15 protein-coding genes are annotated in these 19,786 nt (G+C 60.2%); 9 read left to right on the top strand and 6 right to left on the bottom strand.

The window, feature by feature from the left end; all coding sequences use genetic code 11:
- Positions 1 to 85 precede the first annotated feature (85 nt).
- From ACTJK9_RS08385 to ACTJK9_RS08365, 5 genes are all read left to right on the top strand, one after another.
- On the top strand, positions 86 to 1,249 hold the full coding sequence (locus tag ACTJK9_RS08385; RefSeq protein ID WP_039770425.1) for an EAL domain-containing protein: 1,164 nt from the start codon (positions 86 to 88) through the stop codon (positions 1,247 to 1,249).
- 68 nt (positions 1,250 to 1,317) lie between these two features.
- Positions 1,318 to 2,646, top strand: coding sequence for a deoxyguanosinetriphosphate triphosphohydrolase (locus tag ACTJK9_RS08380; protein ID WP_085612222.1), 1,329 nt, complete (start codon positions 1,318 to 1,320; stop codon positions 2,644 to 2,646).
- 347 nt (positions 2,647 to 2,993) lie between these two features.
- Positions 2,994 to 3,620 carry a response regulator transcription factor gene (locus ACTJK9_RS08375; protein ID WP_039770429.1) on the top strand — a complete coding sequence of 209 codons (627 nt, stop codon included), beginning with the start codon at positions 2,994 to 2,996 and terminating at the stop codon, positions 3,618 to 3,620.
- A gap of 8 nt (positions 3,621 to 3,628) precedes the next feature.
- Entirely contained in the window at positions 3,629 to 7,273 is a 3,645-nt protein-coding gene (locus ACTJK9_RS08370) for a transporter substrate-binding domain-containing protein (RefSeq protein ID WP_440813278.1), read from the top strand.
- Positions 7,274 to 7,322: 49 nt separating this feature from the next.
- Positions 7,323 to 10,265 carry an HD domain-containing phosphohydrolase gene (locus ACTJK9_RS08365; RefSeq protein ID WP_440813275.1) on the top strand — a complete coding sequence of 981 codons (2,943 nt, stop codon included), beginning with the start codon at positions 7,323 to 7,325 and terminating at the stop codon, positions 10,263 to 10,265.
- Here the strand turns inward: ACTJK9_RS08365 and ACTJK9_RS08360 are convergent, their stop codons facing one another.
- Together ACTJK9_RS08360 and ACTJK9_RS08355 are read right to left on the bottom strand one after the other, a co-directional pair.
- Positions 10,266 to 10,748 carry a GAF domain-containing protein gene (locus tag ACTJK9_RS08360; RefSeq protein WP_039770434.1) on the bottom strand — a complete coding sequence of 161 codons (483 nt, stop codon included), beginning with the start codon at positions 10,746 to 10,748 and terminating at the stop codon, positions 10,266 to 10,268.
- Complete coding sequence (locus ACTJK9_RS08355; RefSeq protein ID WP_007955716.1) at positions 10,745 to 11,635, bottom strand: ATP-binding protein; 891 nt, start codon at positions 11,633 to 11,635, stop codon at positions 10,745 to 10,747. The genes ACTJK9_RS08360 and ACTJK9_RS08355 overlap by 4 nt, the downstream gene beginning before the upstream one ends.
- Before the next feature lie 124 nt (positions 11,636 to 11,759).
- Between ACTJK9_RS08355 and ACTJK9_RS08350 the strand changes: the two genes are divergently transcribed.
- Positions 11,760 to 14,123: a hybrid sensor histidine kinase/response regulator gene (locus ACTJK9_RS08350; RefSeq protein WP_371857727.1), complete on the top strand. Its 2,364-nt coding sequence runs from the start codon at positions 11,760 to 11,762 to the stop codon at positions 14,121 to 14,123.
- Here the strand turns inward: ACTJK9_RS08350 and ACTJK9_RS08345 are convergent.
- The 3 genes from ACTJK9_RS08345 to msrB all read right to left on the bottom strand — a co-directional run bounded on the left by ACTJK9_RS08345 (position 14,107) and on the right by msrB (position 15,546).
- On the bottom strand, positions 14,107 to 14,568 hold the full coding sequence (locus tag ACTJK9_RS08345; RefSeq protein WP_085612218.1) for a MarR family winged helix-turn-helix transcriptional regulator: 462 nt from the start codon (positions 14,566 to 14,568) through the stop codon (positions 14,107 to 14,109). The genes ACTJK9_RS08350 and ACTJK9_RS08345 overlap by 17 nt on opposite strands.
- A complete protein-coding gene (locus ACTJK9_RS08340; RefSeq protein WP_011335290.1) occupies positions 14,565 to 15,050 on the bottom strand; it encodes a glutathione peroxidase in 486 nt (161 codons plus the stop codon). The genes ACTJK9_RS08345 and ACTJK9_RS08340 overlap by 4 nt, the downstream gene beginning before the upstream one ends.
- A gap of 100 nt (positions 15,051 to 15,150) precedes the next feature.
- On the bottom strand, positions 15,151 to 15,546 hold the full coding sequence (msrB, locus tag ACTJK9_RS08335; RefSeq protein ID WP_064598308.1) for a peptide-methionine (R)-S-oxide reductase MsrB: 396 nt from the start codon (positions 15,544 to 15,546) through the stop codon (positions 15,151 to 15,153).
- 225 nt (positions 15,547 to 15,771) lie between these two features.
- Between msrB and ACTJK9_RS08330 the strand changes: the two genes are divergently transcribed.
- Together ACTJK9_RS08330 and htpX are read left to right on the top strand one after the other, a co-directional pair.
- Positions 15,772 to 16,983: a pyridoxal phosphate-dependent aminotransferase gene (locus ACTJK9_RS08330; protein WP_007955711.1), complete on the top strand. Its 1,212-nt coding sequence runs from the start codon at positions 15,772 to 15,774 to the stop codon at positions 16,981 to 16,983.
- Positions 16,984 to 17,287: 304 nt separating this feature from the next.
- Entirely contained in the window at positions 17,288 to 18,175 is an 888-nt protein-coding gene (gene htpX / locus ACTJK9_RS08325) for a protease HtpX (protein ID WP_064598312.1), read from the top strand.
- A 59-nt stretch (positions 18,176 to 18,234) separates the two neighbouring features.
- On the opposite strand, the gene ACTJK9_RS08320 is transcribed toward htpX, so the two are convergent.
- Positions 18,235 to 18,888 carry a thiopurine S-methyltransferase gene (locus ACTJK9_RS08320; RefSeq protein WP_440813270.1) on the bottom strand — a complete coding sequence of 218 codons (654 nt, stop codon included), beginning with the start codon at positions 18,886 to 18,888 and terminating at the stop codon, positions 18,235 to 18,237.
- Between the two features lie 102 nt (positions 18,889 to 18,990).
- Here ACTJK9_RS08320 and ACTJK9_RS08315 point away from each other — a divergent pair, with 102 nt between their 5' ends.
- Positions 18,991 to 19,758: a DODA-type extradiol aromatic ring-opening family dioxygenase gene (locus ACTJK9_RS08315; RefSeq protein WP_085612216.1), complete on the top strand. Its 768-nt coding sequence runs from the start codon at positions 18,991 to 18,993 to the stop codon at positions 19,756 to 19,758.
- The last annotated feature ends 28 nt before the right edge of the window (positions 19,759 to 19,786 follow it).

Here is a 19,786-nt window from a genome sequence, read left to right as displayed (position 1 = left end):
ATTGAATCTCTTATCCGGAGGTTCAATCCCGCTTGCCTGTCCGGCCGGCAGAATTCGACCAGAACAAGAACGACAAGGAGGCCCCGTGATCGACGGGCAACCGCTCGCCTGCTTTCAACCTTTCATCGATACCGCCACCGGACGCATTGCCGGGGTCGAGGCACTGGGCCGTCTGCGCCAGGCCGATGGCCAACTGGCGTCGGTCGGACCGCTGTTCGCCGACCCGCGCACCCCGGCCATCGCGCTGCGCCGAATGGACCGGCAGATCCGCGACAACGCGCTGAGTCGACTGCACGAAGCCCCGCCGGACTGGTTTCTCAGCCTGAACATGTCACCGCGCTGGATCAGCCGCTTGCGTGCCGATCAGGCACTGCCCAGCCTGAAGCAACTCGCGCGGCACGGTATCGACCCGCAACGGATTGTTTTCGAGATCACTGAACTGGGCGGTAACAGCCAGCGCCTGACCGAAGTCGTGGCGCGCTACCGCGATGCCGGCGCCCGGATCGCTATCGACGATTTCGGCGCCGGTTATTCGCAGCTCGATCGTGTGCTGGCGCTGCAACCGGACATTCTCAAACTCGACATGCGTCTGTTCCAGGCCGCCGCACTGGGCGGGCCGAGCAGTGACGTGGTCAAGGCCCTCGCGCAAATGGCCGAAAAAACCGGCTGCTGGATCATTGCCGAAGGCGTGGAAACTGCGGCGCAACTGAATTTCGCGCTGGAATGCGGATCGCGCTACGTGCAGGGTTTTCTGTTCGCCCGGGCGCAGGAGGCGCTTTTCGGTACGAATGACTTCGTGGAGCGCTTTGCCGAGCTGCGCCAGTCTTACGTGCGTCAGAAGCTGGCCGAGCGCAGCAAGCTGATGTTCATGCGCCAGCAGCTCAGCGAACTCATGACCATCCTCCAAACCTGGGCCCAGGCCCGCGCTCCGCTCAGCGCCCTGCCACAGCTCGACGCCTTCCCCTGGCTGCTGCGTTTTTATCAATGTGACCGCCACGGCACCCAACTGACGCCAAACCTGGAGTGGCGCCCCAGCGGCTGGGTCGCCGACAATCGCTATCTGGGTCACAACTGGTCGTGGCGCCCCTACTTCTATCACCTGCTGGCCGAAGGCTGGGAGGAACGGCGCCTGACCCTTTCCAACACCTACCGCGACGCCACCAGCAACCAGTATTGCCTGACCGCCGGACAGTTTTTCGATAACGGCGAGCGCCTGCTGTTGATCGACATCGATGCGGCGGGGCTGTAGTTGCGCTTGCAGATGCCAGCCTGAACCGGGAAGCTAGGGAATCAGTCACCAGACGGAGAGAATCAGCCTTGGATTGGCATACCCTGCTCAACCGCGAACGTCTCGGCAAACCGTTGCACAGCCCGCAGGAACTTGGCCGCAGCCCGTTCCATAAAGACCATGACCGTATCATCTTCTCCGGCGCCTTCCGCCGTCTGGGGCGCAAGACCCAGGTGCATCCGGTGTCGAGCAACGACCACATTCACACACGCCTGACCCACTCGCTGGAAGTCAGTTGCGTCGGCCGCTCGCTGGGCATGCGCGTCGGCGAAACCCTGCGCTCCGCCCTGCCCGAATGGTGCGAGCCGAGCGATCTGGGCATGGTGGTCCAGTCGGCCTGTCTGGCGCACGACATCGGCAACCCGCCGTTCGGCCACTCCGGCGAAGACGCGATCCGTCACTGGTTTCAGCAGGCTGCGGGGCGTGGCTGGCTGGACGCGATGAGCGACGCCGAGCGCGGCGACTTCCTGAACTTCGAAGGCAATGCCCAGGGTTTCCGGGTGCTGACGCAATTGGAGTATCACCAGTTCGACGGCGGTACCCGGCTGACCTACGCCACACTCGGGACCTATCTGAAATACCCTTGGACAGCCCGTCACGCCGACTCCCTCGGTTACAAGAAGCACAAGTTCGGCTGCTACCAGAGCGAGCTGCCGTTACTGGAGCAGATCGCCCACAAGCTGGGTCTGCCGCAACTCGAAGAACAGCGCTGGGCGCGCCATCCGCTGGTGTATCTGATGGAGGCGGCGGACGACATCTGTTACGCCTTGATCGATCTGGAGGATGGCCTGGAAATGGAGCTGCTCGATTACGCCGAAGTCGAGTCTCTGCTGCTCGGTCTGGTGGGCGATGACCTGCCGGAAACCTATCGCCAGCTCGGCCCGCAGGATTCGCGCCGGCGCAAACTGGCGATCCTGCGCGGCAAAGCCATTGAGCACCTGACCAACGCCGCCGCCCGGGCTTTCGTCGAACAACAGGACGCACTGCTGGCCGGTACGCTGCCGGGGGATCTGGTGGAACACATGCACGGTCCGGCCAAACGTTGCGTGTTGAACGCCAAGGACATCGCCCGCAAGAAAATTTTCCAGGACAAGCGCAAGACGTTGCATGAGATCGGCGCCTACACGACCCTGGAGATCCTGCTCAACGCCTTCTGCGGTGCCGCCCTGGAACAGCACAACGGCCGCACGCCGTCCTTCAAGAGCCGCCGGATCCTCGACCTGTTGGGCAACAACGCACCGGATCCGCACGGCCCCTTGCACGCGTCGTTCCTGCGCATGATCGACTTCATCGCCGGCATGACCGACAGCTACGCCAGTGACATGGCGCTGGAAATGACCGGACGTTCCAGCCATTGACGTCTGCTGCCCGACCGATCCGCAANGGATCGGTCGGGCGCCGACGACTGAACCTCTTCCAAAGTCTGTGCAGTCGGCAGGGCTGAAAATAAAACCTGAAATCAACTAACAACAATCATTGAAAGCCTTTACCCGATAAATTTTTCCGTGCGCCGTAAACTTCATCAAGTCCAGCCATCGAACATCTCACGGGCCTACCTACGCCAAACCTAGTTAACACGTAGTCTGATTCTTCTTTATTTGTAGGACTTATCCTAGATTGCTGCTAATACCCTGTCGGTTCATGCGAGTGTTCATGCAACTGAGCTAAGGTTCGCCCTTTATTTGCGCTCGTATGGGATTTGATTATGAACTCCGTTTTTATTGTCGACGATCACCCGGTCATCCGCCTCGCCGTTCGAATGCTGCTGGAGCATGAAGGTTATAAAGTCGTCGGAGAAACCGATAACGGTGTCGATGCCATGCAGATGATTCGCGAATGCATGCCCGACCTGATCATTCTCGACATCAGCATTCCCAAGCTCGATGGCCTGGAAGTCCTGGCCCGCTTCAACGCCATGAGCTCGCCATTCAAGACACTGGTACTGACTGCGCAATGCCCGACCCTGTTCGGCATTCGCTGTATGCAGTCGGGTGCATCGGGTTATGTGTGCAAGCAGGAAGACCTGAGTGAACTGGTCAGTGCGATCAAAGCGGTCCTTTCCGGTTACAACTACTTTCCCAGCCAGGCTTTGAACCCTGTTCGTCATGATGACGTGCGTTATGCCGAGCTGGAACTTTTCAAATCAGTCAATGATCGGGAACTCATGGTTTTGCAACTTTTCGCCCAAGGCCGCACAAACAAGGAAATTGCCAAAGGCATGTTTCTCAGCAACAAAACAGTAAGCACTTATAAAAAACGACTGATGCAAAAACTGAAGGCCAAGTCTCTCGTAGAACTTATCGAAATGGCCAAACGTAACGCACTCGTGTGAGAGCCAACATGCCCAGCCGTTTAGTGAGTCTCCTGATTGCATTGAGTGCATGCCTGGGTTTCTGCACCTCTGCAACAGCCGCATCACCCACCTCGCAAGATTTCACCCTGCTCGGTCGCTCGACCGAACCGACGGTGCAGGCCTTGTTCGATCCATCGCAAGTGGCGTGGCTGCACACTCGCAATGAGCTGGTTCTGGGGACTTCCGCGCCAGACTATCCTCCCTTCGACATGACGGCCAGCGGACAAGACTACGAAGGCTACACGGCGGATTACGCAGTACTGATTGGTCAGGCGACCGGTCTGCCGATCAGGGTCAAACGCTTCGCCACGCGGGAGGTCGCCATACGGGCATTGATCGACGGCCAGATCGACATGCTCGGCACTGCCAACGGATTCGAGGCAGGAAACGCCGAAATAGTACTGTCCAGGCCTTACGCCATCGATCAACCGGTCCTTGTGACACGTGAGGGCGAAACCCGCACGCTGACCGAAGGTCTGGCAGGCCTGCGACTCAGCATGCTGCATCACTACCTGCCGCTGGATGATGTCAAGGCCATGTATCCCAAGGCCCTCATCACCTCTTATCCGTCCTACCAGAACGCAATCAACGCAGTCGCGTTCGACCAGGCGGACGTGTTTCTCGGCGACACCATTTCCACCCACTACATGATCAACAAGGGTTACCTGAACAACATCCGCATGGCCAGTTTCGGCAAGCATGAGGCTCACGGTTTCAGCTTCGCCGTACATCGCAACAATCCACAGCTGCTCGCCATCATCAATACTGCGCTAAAGGCCGTGCCGGGCAGCGAGCGCGAAAATATCGCCAAACGGTGGAGCGTGGGCAGCGACGTACTTCTGACCGACCAGAGGCTGCAACTGACCAAACGTGAAGAGCAGTGGCTGAAAAAACATCCGGTGCTGAGCGTGGTCGTCAACGAGGCTTTCGCGCCCCTGACGTTTTTTGACAGTGACGGCAACTTTCGCGGCATCAGCGCCGACTTGCTGGAACTCATCCGTCTGCGCACCGGACTGCGCTTCGAAATCCGTCGCAGCCGCAGCGACGCCGAAATGGTCAAGCAGGTCGAACACCATCAGGCTGACCTGATCGCAGCCTTGCTCCCTACTGCCCAGCGCGAGGAAACCCTGAAGTTCAGTCGTCCCTACCTGGAAAATTCATACGTACTGCTGACCCGAAAAGCCGCCGACAGCCCTACTCACCTGGGTCAACTCAAACGCAAGCGCCTGGCGATTGCTCAGGGCAATCCGATGATCGAATACCTGCGCAGCGAGTTTCCACGCATCCATCTGATCGAAACGCCGGACACCTTCAGTGCAGTGGCGCTGCTCGACGCAGGTCAGGTCGAAGGCGCAGTGAATTCCCTCGTCATCGCAAACTACTTCATTGCCTCGCGAACCTTCGAACATCCCCTGCAGATCACCACCACCATCGGCACCCGGCAGGCAGCGTTCTCTCTGGCGACTGCCCGGGACAACACGGAACTGGGCTCGATCATCGACAAGACGCTGATGAGCATCACACCCGAAGAACTGGGCATCATCAATGGTCGCTGGCGGGGCTACTCAAACATTTCGCAAGGCACCTGGCATCAATACCAGCGTTTCTTCTTTCAGTTGATCGGCGGCGCCTGCCTGCTGTTGTTGCTGTCGTTGCTCTGGAATGCCTACATGCGGCGCCAGATCAAACAACGCAAATCGGCCGAACGGGCCTTGAACGACCAACTGGAGTTCATGGGTTCACTGGTCAACGGGACGCCCCACCCAATCTACGTGCGTGACCGACAGGGCCTGCTGCAAAGCTGCAATGACAGTTATCTTCAGGCCTTCAATGCCCGGCGCGAAGACGTCATCGGCAAAGATGTCATGCAGGGAGCACTGAACAACGCTTTCGAGGCACAGGCGTATCAGGCCGACTATCAGCGGGTAGTGACCGAAGGCAAACCACTGGTGCTCGACCGGCCGTTGCATATAGGCAACCGACGACTGACGATCTATCACTGGATCCTGCCGTACCGGGACTCCAGCGGCGAAGTCCAGGGGATCATCGGCGGCTGGATCGACATCAGTGAACGCCGCGAACTGCTCGATGAACTTCGCGCGGCCAAGGAACGGGCAGACGAAGCCAACCGGGCCAAGAGTACGTTTCTGGCAACCATGAGTCACGAGATCCGCACGCCGATGAACGCAGTGATCGGCATGCTCGAACTGACGCTCAAACGCATGGATCATACCCACCCGGACCGCTCCGGCATCGAAACGGCCTACCATTCGGCCAGGGATCTGCTGGGCCTGATCGGTGACATTCTGGACATTGCCCGCATCGAATCCGGGCGACTGAGCCTGAATCCCGAGCGAATCAACCTGATCGACACCGTGGGTTCGGTGGTGCGAATCTTCGAAGGGCTCGCCCGGCAGAAACAGCTGTCACTGACAGTGTCCGTCTCGCCTCCTGAACTGAATGTCGATGTGGAACTCGATCCTCTGCGCTTCAAACAGGTGCTGTCGAACCTGATCAGCAATGCGATCAAGTTCACCGAGGCAGGACAGGTCAGAATCACACTGGATGTTCTGCCCACGGATGATAGCGAAGGCTCGATGGTGCAGCTGACCGTACAGGACAGTGGCATCGGGATCACGACGCAGGATCAGTTGCGGTTGTTCGAACCTTTTGCCCAGGCCGGCCAGGATGGGCAACGAACCGTCAGCGGCGCGGGGCTCGGGCTGGTCATCAGCCGCAACCTGTGCGAAATGATGGGTGGAAAACTGCGATTGAGCAGCCTGCCCGGAATTGGCACCCAGGTTCGGGTATCGCTACCGGTGACCATTCTGCCTGCCCAAGTGGCGAGAGCTGAAGATGAACCACAGATTCAGACATCCCTGATTCCGTTGACGGTTCTGGTGGTCGATGACCATCCGGCCAATCGACTGCTGATGTGCCAGCAACTGGAATACCTCGGCCATCGATTCTGTATCGCCGAAGATGGCCAGCGCGGGCTGGAACAATGGAAGAACGGCGAATTCGATCTGGTCATCGCCGATTGCAACATGCCCGTCATGAACGGTTATGAGCTGACCCGGGCGATTCGTCAGCACGAAAAGCTTACCAGTCGCCCGGCCTGCACAGTGCTGGGATTCACCGCCAATGCCCAGCCGGAAGAGATCCTGCGCTGCAAACAGGCAGGCATGAACGAATGCCTGTTCAAACCCCTGAGCCTCAACAGCCTGAGCCAATGGGTCAACGGTGTTCAGCCGCTATTTCGTGCACCGGCGTTCAACTTGCAGGGGCTGGCGCAGCTGACCGGTGACAACCCCTCGCAAACCCACCGACTGCTGGCAGAACTGCTCAACAGCAGTCGCCTCGATCGGCAGGAGTTACAAGCACTGTCCCTCACCCGGGATCCCTCCGCGCTGGCCGTCATCGCACACAAGATCAAAGGTGCCGCACGCATTGCCCAGGCCTCGCGTCTGATCGACTGCTGCGATGCGCTTGAGCAGGCTTGTCTGCAAGCACTGCCGTGGGAAGAAATCGAGCGTCATTGCCAGGCCAGTCGCCTCGCTATCCTGGAACTGGAGCAGGCACTGGAACAGCAACTGGCGCGGATCGCCAAAAGCAAAATGGCCGGGGCTTAACTATGCTTGAAGGCTGAGCAGTGTGCTTAACCTACACGGAGAGTCTGCAATGCCCAGCCCACTGCGCCCGGAAAGACGCCGGTTTCCGCTACATGTACACATCAGCGTCATGTTCACCTTTCTGCTGTTGCTCACCGGGGTGGTGCTGGGCTTGTTCAACTACCACCAGACCACACACATCATTCTGTCGAGCAGTGAAAAGCTGTTCAGCCGGATCGAACAGGATGTACGTCTCGACCTGCAGGCCACTTATGCACCGATCCGGCACCTGCTGAGCCTGCTGGCAGAGACCCCCGCCGCCGGATCTTTCAACCTCGAATCGCGCATGGCGCTGCTCAAGCCGTTCAGTCAATCCCTGACGAACAACCCGGATCTGGCCTCGCTGTATCTGGGTTATGGCAATGGCGATTTTTTCATGGTTCGTCCGTTGCGCACGTCAGCGCTGAAAACCCTGCTCAAGGCACCGGACGCAGCAGCGTTTCAAGTCTGGAGCATCGAACATGACGCCAGCGGTCAGACACATTCACAATCACTGTTCTTCGACCAGGCCCTGTCCCCGGTCGGCCGACAGGACCACCCCGATGATCCTTATGATCCTCGCAGCCGGGCGTGGTACATCAACGCACGGCAGCAGGCCGAACAGATCACCACCGAACCCTACGTCTTTTTCTCCACCCACAACGTTGGCACGACGCTGGCCCGACGCAGCGGCGAGTACGCCGTGATCGGCGCCGACCTGACCCTTGATGCACTCTCCGCGACCCTGATCAAACACGTGGTGACACCGGCCACGGAAATCGTCCTGTTCGACGCCGACGGCAACGCCGTGGCTTACCCCGACAGCCGCCGGCTGATCGTCGATGACCGCACGGCGCGCCTGGCCAAGGCTGCCGATTTGAGCCCCGCCTTGCACACCTTGTTGTCCGGGCACCAGGGCAATCGGCTCGAAGTAGACGGCCGACAATGGATCGTCGCCCGCAGCCAGCTGCAGGAAGGCGGACCGAAAGGTTTACAGATGGCTTTACTGGTGCCCGAAGACGAACTGCTGGTCGATGCCTATCGCCTGCGCTGGCAAGGAGCGCTCATCACGCTGGCTACCTTGCTGCTATGTCTGCCGCTGGGCTGGCTGATCTCGCGGGTACTGGTGACGCCCTTGCATGCCTTGGTCAAGGAAGCCGATGCAATTCGCAGCTTCGACTTCAATTTCCCGGTGACCCGCCGATCGCTGGTGCTGGAGATTGACCAGTTGAGCCTGTCGATGGCTCGCATGAAAGACACCCTGGCCAGCTTCTTTCGCATCACTGACAGCCTGACCGCCGAAACCCGCTTCGACCCGCTGCTGCAACGGGTACTGTTCGAGACAGTGCAGATCGCCCAGGCCCAGGCGGGGCTGATTTATCTGCGTGAAAACGATGGCAATCGCATGGAGCCCTACGGCCTGGTGGTCGCAGACTCGTCTCAACCGTTGGCGACATTCGATCTGCAAAGCCGCAGTCTAGATGCCTCGCAAAGCCCCGAATGGTTCCGGCAACTGGCCAACGCCGACACGGTCGTGAGCAACCTGGGTTTCGAACAGGCCACCGACCTGCAGAAAGTGCTGCTGGCCATGGGTTCGCCGAGGGTGCATTTGATTGGAATCCGTTTGCATAACCGGCACAACGAAACCGTCGGCCTGCTGGTGCTGTTGATCAACGATGGCGGCACGCCGAGTGACCTGGAAAAACTCCGGCCAGATCGCATCGCCTTTCTGCAAGCGGTGTCCGGGGCGGCCGCGGTGAGTATCGAGAGTCAACGCCTGCAAGCCAGACAGAAACAACTGCTGGATGCGTTCATTCAACTGCTGGCCGGCGCCATTGATGCCAAGAGTCCTTATACCGGCGGGCATTGCCAGCGCGTGCCGGAACTGACCCTGATGCTCGCCCGTGCCGCTGCAGCCAGTCAGGCCCCGGCCTTCAGCGATTACCAGCCGAGCGAAGACGAATGGGAAGCCTTGCACATCGCTGCATGGCTGCACGACTGCGGCAAGGTCACGACCCCGGAATACGTGGTCGACAAAGCCACCAAGCTGGAGACCCTGAACGATCGCCTTCACGAAATCCGCACCCGCTTCGAAGTGCTCAAGCGCGACGCCTGGATCAACTATTGGCAAGCCCTGGCGTTGGGCGGTGAAGAACAGCAACTGGCCGGTCTACGCGAGGCCACCCTGAAAGCACTGGATGATGATTTTGCGTTCGTCGCCCGCTGCAATCTGGGCAGTGAAACCATGCTCGAGGTTGACCTGCAACGTCTGCAAGGCATCGCGCAACGCACCTGGACGCGCACGCTGGATGATCGCTTGGGCCTGTCATGGGAGGAGAACCGGCGTCAGGCACGCACCCCGGCACCGACCCTGCCGGTCACCGAACCGTTGCTGGCAGACAAGCCGGAACATCTGCTGGAGCGCGCCGAAAGCGAGCTGATCCCGGAAGACAATCCGTGGGGTTTCAAACTCGACGTGCCGCCCTACAAATACAATCGCGGCGAGCTGTACAACCTCTGCATCCCCCGGGGCACGCTGACCCGCGAAGAACGCTACATCATCAACCACCACATGGTGCAGACGATCCTGATGCTCAGCCACCTGCCCTTCCCCGGACACCTGAACAGCGTCGCGGAAATCGCCGGCGGGCATCACGAAAAGATGGATGGCACCGGTTATCCCAAGCGCCTGAAGCGCGAAGACATGAGCCTGCCGGCGCGCATGATGGCGATTGCCGATATTTTCGAAGCCCTGACCGCCGCCGATCGCCCGTACAAAAAGGCCAAGTCCCTGAGCGAAGCACTGGGGATCATGGCCACCATGTGCCGCGACGCGCACATCGATGCCGAGCTGTTCGAGCTGTTCATTCGCGATGGCGTGTATCTGCAATACGCCACGCGTTTTCTCGATCCACGGCAGATCGATGCCGTGGACCCGGCGGCCGTGCTGCTCAAGGCAGGCCTGACGACGTGATCAGCAATCGGTCAGACGCAGGAAGATCGCCGCCAGTTGTTCGATACCGGCCTGATCGTCCGTACCAAAACGCGCGAGCTTCGGGCTGTCGAGGTCGAGCACACCGATCAGGCGACCGTCCTTGACCAACGGGACCACCAGTTCGCTGTTCGACGCGCTGTCGCAGGCGATATGGCCGGGGAACGCATGAACGTCTTCGACCCGCTGCGTCTGCAGGCTGGCAGCCGCCGCGCCGCAAACGCCCCGACCGAACGGAATGCGCACGCAGGCGATCTGGCCCTGGAACGGGCCGAGCACCAGCTCTTCATTGCGATTGAGGTAGAAACCGGCCCAGTTCAGGTCATCGAGCTGGTTGAACAGGAACGCCGAAAACTGCGCGGCGTTGGCGATGAAATCGCGCTCGTCCGCCAGCAGCGACTCCAGTTGCGCGGCCAACATGCCATAGCCTTCGAGGCCCTGGCCGCTCTGCTGCAAATCAATCATGCCTTGTGCTCCAACAATTTCAGTCCCACCCAATAACGGGCGAATTGGTAGGCGCAACGTCCGTTGCGGTTGCCGCGGCCGGTTGCCCAGCGCACGGCGAGGATGTCCAGTTGTTCGTCGCGTTCCCAGCTCAGGCCGGCCTTGGCGGCCAACTGGCCGATCCAGTGCTCGACGACGTTGAGGAAATGTTCCTGGGTAAACGGATAGAACGACAGCCACAGGCCGAAGCGATCCGACAGCGCGATCTTGTCTTCCACCGCTTCGCTCGGATGCAGTTCGCCATCGACGCGCTTCCAGTTTTCGTTGTCGCTTTCCTTCTCCGGCACCAGATGGCGGCGGTTGGAGGTGGCGTACAACAACACGTTGTCCGGCGCCTGTTCGAGCGAGCCGTCCAGCACACTTTTCAGCACGCGATAGTCGCCTTCGCCGGACTCGAACGACAGGTCATCGCAGAACAGCACAAAGCGCTGCGGCAGCTTGGCGATCTGCTCCACCACCCGTGGCAGGTCTGCCAGGTGATCACGCTCGATTTCGATCAGGCGCAAACCGGCCTTGGCGTGTTCAGCCAGCAGCGCGCGCACCAGCGACGATTTACCGGTACCGCGCGAACCCCACAGCAGCGCATGGTTGGCCGGCATGCCGTCGAGAAATTGCTGAGTGTTGCGGCCCAGTTGCTCCAGCTGCCGGTCGACGCCGATCAGGTCCGACAGGCGCATGTCGAGGCTGACTTCCAGCGGCAGCAGATAACCGCTGCGACCGTCACGCTGCCAGCGTGCGGCCAGGCAAGTACCCCAGTCGATGACCGGGCGTGGAGCCGGCAGCAGTGGTTCGATTCGCGCCAGAACCGACTCGGCGCGTTCAAGAAAAGCATTCAATCGGGAATCCACGTCTTCTCCTCGGGCTCGTTCACAGTGATGATGGCGGTACAGCGACGACAGACAGCGTTCGAAACCTGTCCCGGGCCTTGTTACAAGGCGCTTCGGGAACCCCGGAATCCGTGCATGATCGACTATGCTTGAGCAGCGAAGGGAAACGGAAGTGGTTCAACACCCCATGGATATCAAATTCACCCACCGGCTGTCGTACAAACAGGCCCGGCTTACCGTGCTGGTCGGGTTCATTCTGGGCACGCTGCTCAGCCTGCTGCAAATCGGTATCGATTATGCCAGTGAAGACGCGTCCATCAACCGTGAAATCCTGTCGTTGCTGGAAATCAGCCATAACCCGGCGTCGCGCATCGCCTACAACATCGACGCCGAACTGGCGCAAGAACTGACCCTGGGCCTGCTGCGCTCGCCAGCGATCATCTCGGCGCAACTGACCGACAACAATCAGACGGTGCTGGCCAACGTCAAACGGCCGGAGCTGCAAAGCGGCTACCGGATGATCAGCGACTTCCTGTTCGGCGCCAAACGTCAGTTTGAAGACCGCCTCTATCTCGATCACTTGCCCAACGAATCCCTAGGCACCCTGAAACTGGAAGTCGACACCTACGCGTTCGGCAGCCGCTTCCTGCGCCGGGCCGAGGTCACGCTGCTGAACGGTTTCGCCCGCAGCCTGATCCTCACCGGAATTCTGCTCGCGCTGTTCTATGTGATGCTGACCAAACCGCTGGTACGGGTAATCCGCGAACTCAGCGGTCGCGACCCGCGCAGTGCCGAGCCGACCACCCTGGAATGTCCAGCCGGGCATGCCAATGACGAGATCGGCGTGCTGGTCAAGGTCGCCAACCAGCAGTTCGAGAACATCGCCACGGAAATCCAGCAGCGACGCAATGCGGAAAACCGCCTCACTGAATACCTCGCACAACTCGAAGACATCGTGTCTGCGCGTACCGCAGAGCTCAAGGCGATCAATGCACGACTCAGCCAGTCCAACCAGGAGCTGGAAGTGGCTCGCAGTACGGCGCTGGACATGGCCGAGGCACGCTCGGCATTTCTCGCCAACATGAGCCACGAGATCCGCACTCCGCTCAACGGCCTGCTGGGGATGATCGCCCTCTCGCTCGACGGCCCGCTGAATGCCGAACAGCAGCAGCAACTGTCCATCGCCCACGACTCGGGCAAAGTGCTGGTGGAGCTGCTCAACGACATTCTCGACCTGTCCAAATTCGATGCAGGGCAACTTGAGCTGGAACACATTCCCTTCGATCTCGGCTCACTGATCGAAGACACCGCCAACCTGCTGTCACAGAACGCGGCACCGAGCGTCGAGCTGACCTGCCTGATCGATCCTTACTTCCCGGCGCTGGTGCTCGGCGATCCTACCCGGGTCAGGCAGATCGTCAGCAACCTGCTGTCCAATGCGCTGAAATTCACCCGCTTCGGTCGGGTCGATGTGCGTCTGTCTACCTGGAAGGACGGCGTTCGAATCGAAGTCTGCGACACCGGCATCGGTATCGCCCAGGAAGCCCAGGTGAAGATTTTCCAGCCGTTCACCCAGGCGGGGGCCGGCATCACTCGTCAGTACGGCGGCACCGGGCTCGGTCTGGCGCTGACCTACAACCTGTGCGAAGCCATGCAGGGACGTCTGACGATCAGTTCCGAAGTGGGTTTCGGCAGCCAGTTCTGCGCCGAACTGCCACTGCCCTGCCACACCCGCGCGGTGATTCCGCCACCGTTGCACGGCAAGGTGCTGGCGATCACCAACGCGGTCAGCGGGCTGGCGGAACTGCTGGAAAGCCTGCTGCCGGTCTGGGGGATGACCTACGAGCAGCGAACCCTCGACGATCCGCTGCTCGGTCTGTCCCCCGACGTCATCATCACCGATTGCCCCGAATGCCTGTTCGGCCTGCGCCCGGTGATGACGGCGCCGATTCTGCTGGTGACCGCCTACGGCAGCTTCTTGCCGGGTGAAGAAGCCGCGGCCCTTGCCCCGTTGCAGCAGCAGGCCCGACCGCTGGCTCGCAACGCGCTGTATCAGAATCTGCGTCGGACGCTGTTGCCGGACCTCACCATCATCGACCGTGCACGCCTTGAGAGCGTGCCGTCGCAGCGGCGCGGTCGGGTGCTGCTGGTGGAAGACAACCCGGTCAACCAGTTGGTGGCCAAGGGCATGCTGGGCAAACTGGGGTGCGATGTCGTGGTTGCCGCCCATGGAGTGGAGGCACTGGATCAGCTGGAACACGACGAGTTCGATCTGGTGCTGATGGACTGCAACATGCCAGTGATGGACGGCTACGAAGCCAGCCGCCAGATCCGCCAGAGCGGTCGCTGGCCGCACTTGCCGATTGTCGCCCTGACCGCCAACGCGATGTCCGAGGAACGGGAGCGCTGCCGGGCGGCGGGCATGAGCGACTACCTGGCCAAGCCGTTTCGCCGTGAAGAGCTGGCGGCGCTGCTGGATCAGTGGATACCAACTACGACAACGCTTTGATCTGGCCCAGCAGGTGATCGAGTCCCTCACGCAACTCGTTGAGCCGGTCCAGATCCACCCCGCTCTCGCACAACAGCTGCGCCTTCAATGGCCCGACCTGTTCACGCAGCGCCTGCCCTTGTGGAGTAAGGCTCAGATGAACCTCGCGCTCGTCACGGGCCGAGCGTTGACGCTGAACCAGTTCAAGTTGCTCCAGACGCTTGAGCAGCGGCGTCAGCGTTCCTGAGTCCAGTGCCAACCGCTCACCCAGCGCCTTGACGGTCGGTTGCTCCGGCGCGGTTTGCTGCCATTCCCACAACACCAGCATCGCCAGGTATTGCGGGTAGGTCAGGCCAAGCCGATCAAGCATCGGCTTGTAGCCACGGATCACCGCCCGCGATGCGGCATACAACTTGAAGCACAGTTGGCTGTCGAGCCTCAGCGAATCGGCGGACAGGTTGTTCATTTGAGCAGGGCTTCGATCTCGCGGCTCAGATCCTGCGGTTTGGTGGCCGGGGCGAAGCGCTTGACCAACTGGCCGTCCTTGCCGATCAGGAATTTGGTGAAGTTCCACTTGATGCCCTGGGAGCCCAGCACGCCCGGCGCGCGTTTCTTCAATTGCACAAACAGCGGGTGCGCACCGGTCCCATTGACTTCGATCTTCTTGAACAGCGGGAAGCTGACGCCGTAGTTCAGTTCGCAGAACTCACTGATGGCGCCCTCGTTGCCCGGCTCCTGCTTGCCGAACTGGTTGCACGGGAAGCCCAGCACCACCAGGCCCTGATCCTTGTAGGTCTGCCACAGCTCCTCAAGGCCTTTGTACTGCGGCGTGAAACCGCATTTGCTGGCGGTATTGACCACCAGCACCGCCTTGCCGGCGAAATCGGCGAGGGTCTTTTGCTCGCCCTTGATGGTGGTGCACGGAATATTCAGCAGGTTATCGCTCATGGTGCGCACTCTTGAGAAATGTAGACGGCAAAAATAGCGAGCAATTGAATTGCGTGCAATTTAATTATCCGAAAGGCGACCCGAGGATCGCCCGTATCGGTTACTCGCGCGGCACCAGGTCCAGGCACACCGAGTTGATGCAGTAACGCAGGCCGGTCGGCGGCGGACCGTCCGGGAACACGTGGCCAAGGTGTGCATCGCACTTGGCGCATTTCACTTCGGTGCGGATCATGCCGTGGCTGGTGTCACGGATTTCGGTCATCGCGTTGTCGCCGATCGGCGCGTAGAAGCTTGGCCAGCCGCAACCGGAGTCGAATTTGGTCCTGGAGTCGAACAGCGGCTCATTGCAGCAGATGCAGTGGTAGACGCCATCGGTCTTGGTGGCGTTGTACTTGCCGGAGAACGGCCGCTCGGTGGCGCTCAGGCGGCACACATTGAACTGCTCGGGGTCGAGCATCGCCCGCCATTCTTCCAGGGTCTTTTCAATCTTTTCCATCATCACACCTCAGCGGCTGAAAAAGCCCGATCTGTACCTTTTCCACGGATCGGGCGGCACGTATGATTGCGCCTCGTCACACGCCAGTCTGGCAGCGGGTTCCTGCGCATTCAAACGGATTGTTGGAAACCGCCGCTCGAGACACTTGCCTGTGTGAAGACGCAGGATTCCCAGCACGGTTGTCCACCCGCCGCCTGGATCGTTCATTTTCGGGATCACATCGCCATGCAGTTCAGCAAATCGAACAAGCTCGCCAACGTCTGCTACGACATTCGCGGCCCGGTGCTCAAGCACGCCAAACGCCTGGAAGAGGAAGGCCATCGCATCCTCAAGCTGAACATCGGCAACCCGGCACCCTTTGGTTTCGAGGCGCCGGACGAAATTCTCCAGGATGTGATCCGCAACCTGCCGACCGCCCAGGGCTACAGCGATTCCAAAGGCCTGTTCAGCGCGCGCAAGGCGGTGATGCAGTACTACCAGCAGAAGCAGGTCGAAGGTGTCGGCATCGAAGACATCTACCTGGGCAACGGCGTGTCCGAGCTGATCGTAATGTCGTTGCAAGCGCTGCTCAACAACGGTGACGAAGTGCTGGTGCCGGCGCCGGACTACCCGCTGTGGACCGCTGCCGTGAGCCTGGCCGGTGGTAACGCGGTGCATTACCTGTGCGACGAAGGCGCCGACTGGTTCCCGGACCTGGCCGACATCAAGGCGAAAATCACCCCGAACACCAAGGCGATGGTGATCATCAACCCGAACAACCCGACTGGCGCGGTGTATTCGAAGGAAGTGCTGCTGGGCATGCTCGAGCTGGCCCGTCAGCACAACCTGGTGGTGTTCTCCGACGAGATCTACGACAAGATCCTCTACGACGACGCCGTGCACATCTGCACCGCATCCCTGGCCCCGGATCTGCTGTGCCTGACCTTCAACGGTCTGTCCAAATCATATCGCGTGGCCGGTTTCCGCTCCGGCTGGATCGCCATCTCCGGGCCGAAACACAACGCTCACAGCTACATCGAAGGCATCGACATGCTGGCCAATATGCGCCTGTGCGCCAACGTGCCAAGCCAGCATGCGATCCAGACCGCCTTGGGCGGCTATCAGAGCATCAACGATCTGGTACTGCCGCAAGGCCGTTTGCTGGAGCAACGTAACCGCACCTGGGAGTTGCTCAACGACATCCCCGGCGTGAGCTGCGTGAAGCCGATGGGCGCGCTGTACGCATTCCCGAAGATTGACCCGAAAGTCTGCCCGATCCATAACGACGAAAAATTCGTGCTCGATCTGCTGCTCTCCGAGAAGCTGCTGGTGGTGCAAGGTACGGCGTTCAATTGGCCGTGGCCTGACCACTTCCGTGTGGTGACCCTGCCGCGGGTCGATGACCTGGACATGGCCATCGGTCGCATCGGCAACTTCCTCAAGTCCTACCGCCAGTAACCGGCGCTCGGTGCGCAACGGCCCGAACGTTGCGCACTGTCTGATTCAGCAACACTTCTGCTGCGCCCCTCCTCCAGCACCTTCTACACTTGCGATTCATACCAATCATGCGTGCCTGACGCAATCAGGGCGGGTGGTGCGTGCCTGTCATCCATAGCGATTTCACCGGTGGGAAATGTCCCATGGCAGGACGAATCCGGTGTAGGACACAGTTTGAAATAGTCACTCGGTTGAATCGCCAGGTGCCGCACCTTATATACCCCGCAGTACGCTACATCTTTAGCTTGAGGAGATTTCTACAACCATGATGCGCATTCTGCTGTTTTTGGCCACTAACCTGGCGGTCGTGCTGATAGCCAGCATCACCTTGAGCCTTTTCGGGTTCAACGGGTTCATGGCGGCCAACGGGGTTGATCTCAACCTCAATCAGCTGCTGGTTTTCTGTGCAGTCTTTGGTTTCGCCGGTTCCCTGTTCTCGCTGTTCATCTCCAAGTGGATGGCGAAGATGAGCACCAGCACCCAGATCATCACCCAGCCACGTACTCGCCACGAACAATGGCTGCTGCAAACCGTCGAGCAACTGTCCCGGGAAGCCGGGATCAAGATGCCCGAAGTCGGGATTTTCCCGGCCTATGAAGCCAACGCCTTCGCCACCGGCTGGAACAAGAACGACGCACTGGTCGCGGTCAGCCAGGGCTTGCTCGAGCGTTTCAAGGAAGATGAAGTGCGGGCCGTGCTGGCCCACGAGATCGGCCACGTGGCCAACGGCGACATGGTCACCCTGGCGCTGATCCAGGGCGTGGTAAACACCTTCGTGATGTTCTTCGCGCGGATCATCGGCAACTTCGTCGACAAGGTGATTTTCAAGAACGAAGAAGGCCAGGGCATGGCCTACTACATCGCGACCATCTTCGCCGAGCTGGTGCTGGGCATTCTGGCCAGCGCAATCGTGATGTGGTTCTCGCGCAAACGCGAGTTCCGTGCCGACGATGCCGGCGCCCGCTTGGCCGGTACGGGGGCGATGATCAACGCCTTGCAACGCTTGCGCGCCGAACAGGGCCTGCCGGTGCACATGCCTGATACCCTGAACGCCTTCGGCATCAACGGCGGCATCAAACAAGGGTTCGCCCGCATGTTCATGAGCCACCCGCCGCTGGAAGAGCGTATCGACGCCCTGCGTCGTCGCGGCTGATCAAACTGGCGCACCAACCAAAAGGCCCGCAGTGATGCGGGCCTTTTTTTGCCTGTCGATTACTCCCCGCAAATCCGGTAAACCCGCTCTTCCAGCCGAGTTACGCCGGCTTGTACGAACTTCCAGCTGTCACCGAGCACATCCTGCTCCTCCAGCATCTCGACACGCCAGGTACTGCCCAGCAAACGCTGCACTTCGGCATCGTCTACGGAAAATGGCGGCCCTGGCATCTGCGACTGGTCGTAATCCAGCGTCACCAACAGCCCTCGGCATGTCGGCAAAAGACCCTGCAAGTGCGCCGCATAACGCTCGCGCATCGCTTGCGGCAAGGCAATCACTGCCGCACGGTCATACAGCGCGGTGCAACCCGCCACGTCAGCCGCAGTCAGCGAAAAAAAATCCCCGCACCACAACTCGATCGCCCCGGCCCGATAAACCTTGAAGCTGCCCTCTTCACTGATCTGCGGCTGCAATTGCTGCTCACGGAAGAAGTCTTCCACGGCCTTCTCCGACAGCTCGACGCCGAGCACCCGATGCCCACGCCCGGCAAGCCACAGCAGATCCAGACTTTTACCGCACAACGGCACCAACACACGCGCCTGCGCCGGGATGGCCAGATCGGGCCAGTGCCGCTGCAAATACGGGTTTACCTCCGGCTGGTGAAAGCCGATCTGGTTCGATTCCCACTTCTTGTGCCAAAACTCCGGCTGCATGCATCCTCCTAAGAATTCGATCAAAAGGCGTTAAAACTTATATTGGAATTAGATCAATGAACTGACTGAAGATGAACCATCTTAACGCTCAGGAACCCTTCCATGTTTCCCAGCCTGTTTATCTCCCACGGCTCGCCCATGCTGGCACTGGAGCCCGGCGCCAGCGGCCCGGCCCTGGCCCGGTTGGCGGCCGAACTGCCACGCCCGAAAGCCATCGTCATCGTTTCCGCCCACTGGGAAAGCCATGAGCTGCTGGTCAGCAGCCATCCGCAACCGGAAACCTGGCACGACTTCGGCGGTTTCCCCCGCGCGCTGTTTGAAGTGCAGTATCCGGCTCCGGGCGATCCGCAGTTGGCCCGTGAGGTTGCCGATCTGCTGACCGCCAACGACCTGCCGGCACGCCTCGATCCACAACGACCGTTCGATCACGGTGTGTGGGTGCCGCTGTCGCTGATGTACCCGCAGGCTGACATCCCGGTGGTACAGGTTTCCCTACCGAGTCGTGGCGGTCCGGCGCTACAGAACCGCGTCGGCCAGGCGCTGGCCAGGCTGCGCGAACAGGGCATTCTGTTGATCGGCTCCGGCAGCATCACCCACAACCTGCGAGAACTGGACTGGCACGCCGGCCCGGAAAGCGTCGAGCCGTGGGCCCGGGATTTCCGCGACTGGATAGTCGACAAACTGGCCGCCAACGACGAAGCCGCCCTGCACGATTACCGTCAGCAGGCACCGAACGCAGTACGCAACCATCCAAGCGACGAGCACCTGTTGCCGCTGTACTTCGCCCGCGGCGCTGGCGGTGATTTCAGCATTGCCCATCAAGGTTTCACCATGGGCGCACTGGGCATGGACATCTACCGCTTCGGCTGATGCCCAAATCGCAGGCAAAAAAAATCCC

The organism is Pseudomonas sp. 22082, from assembly GCF_052046055.1.
GTDB lineage: Bacteria > Pseudomonadota > Gammaproteobacteria > Pseudomonadales > Pseudomonadaceae > Aquipseudomonas > Aquipseudomonas pharyngis.
This window is presented reverse-complemented; position numbering and strand designations above follow the sequence as displayed.

Bases quoted from the DNA above. Each gene is read 5' to 3' on its own strand.
- ACTJK9_RS08375 (WP_039770429.1), top strand. From the start codon at position 2,994: ATGAACTCCGTTTTTATTGTCGACGATCACCCGGTCATCCGCCTCGCC.
- ACTJK9_RS08370 (WP_440813278.1), top strand. From the start codon at position 3,629: ATGCCCAGCCGTTTAGTGAGTCTCCTGATTGCATTGAGTGCATGCCTG.
- ACTJK9_RS08365 (WP_440813275.1), top strand. From the start codon at position 7,323: ATGCCCAGCCCACTGCGCCCGGAAAGACGCCGGTTTCCGCTACATGTA.
- ACTJK9_RS08360 (WP_039770434.1), bottom strand. From the start codon at position 10,748: ATGATTGATTTGCAGCAGAGCGGCCAGGGCCTCGAAGGCTATGGCATG.
- ACTJK9_RS08350 (WP_371857727.1), top strand. From the start codon at position 11,760: ATGCTTGAGCAGCGAAGGGAAACGGAAGTGGTTCAACACCCCATGGAT.
- ACTJK9_RS08345 (WP_085612218.1), bottom strand. From the start codon at position 14,568: ATGAACAACCTGTCCGCCGATTCGCTGAGGCTCGACAGCCAACTGTGC.
- ACTJK9_RS08340 (WP_011335290.1), bottom strand. From the start codon at position 15,050: ATGAGCGATAACCTGCTGAATATTCCGTGCACCACCATCAAGGGCGAG.
- msrB (WP_064598308.1), bottom strand. From the start codon at position 15,546: ATGGAAAAGATTGAAAAGACCCTGGAAGAATGGCGGGCGATGCTCGAC.
- ACTJK9_RS08330 (WP_007955711.1), top strand. From the start codon at position 15,772: ATGCAGTTCAGCAAATCGAACAAGCTCGCCAACGTCTGCTACGACATT.
- htpX (WP_064598312.1), top strand. From the start codon at position 17,288: ATGATGCGCATTCTGCTGTTTTTGGCCACTAACCTGGCGGTCGTGCTG.
- ACTJK9_RS08320 (WP_440813270.1), bottom strand. From the start codon at position 18,888: ATGCAGCCGGAGTTTTGGCACAAGAAGTGGGAATCGAACCAGATCGGC.
- ACTJK9_RS08315 (WP_085612216.1), top strand. From the start codon at position 18,991: ATGTTTCCCAGCCTGTTTATCTCCCACGGCTCGCCCATGCTGGCACTG.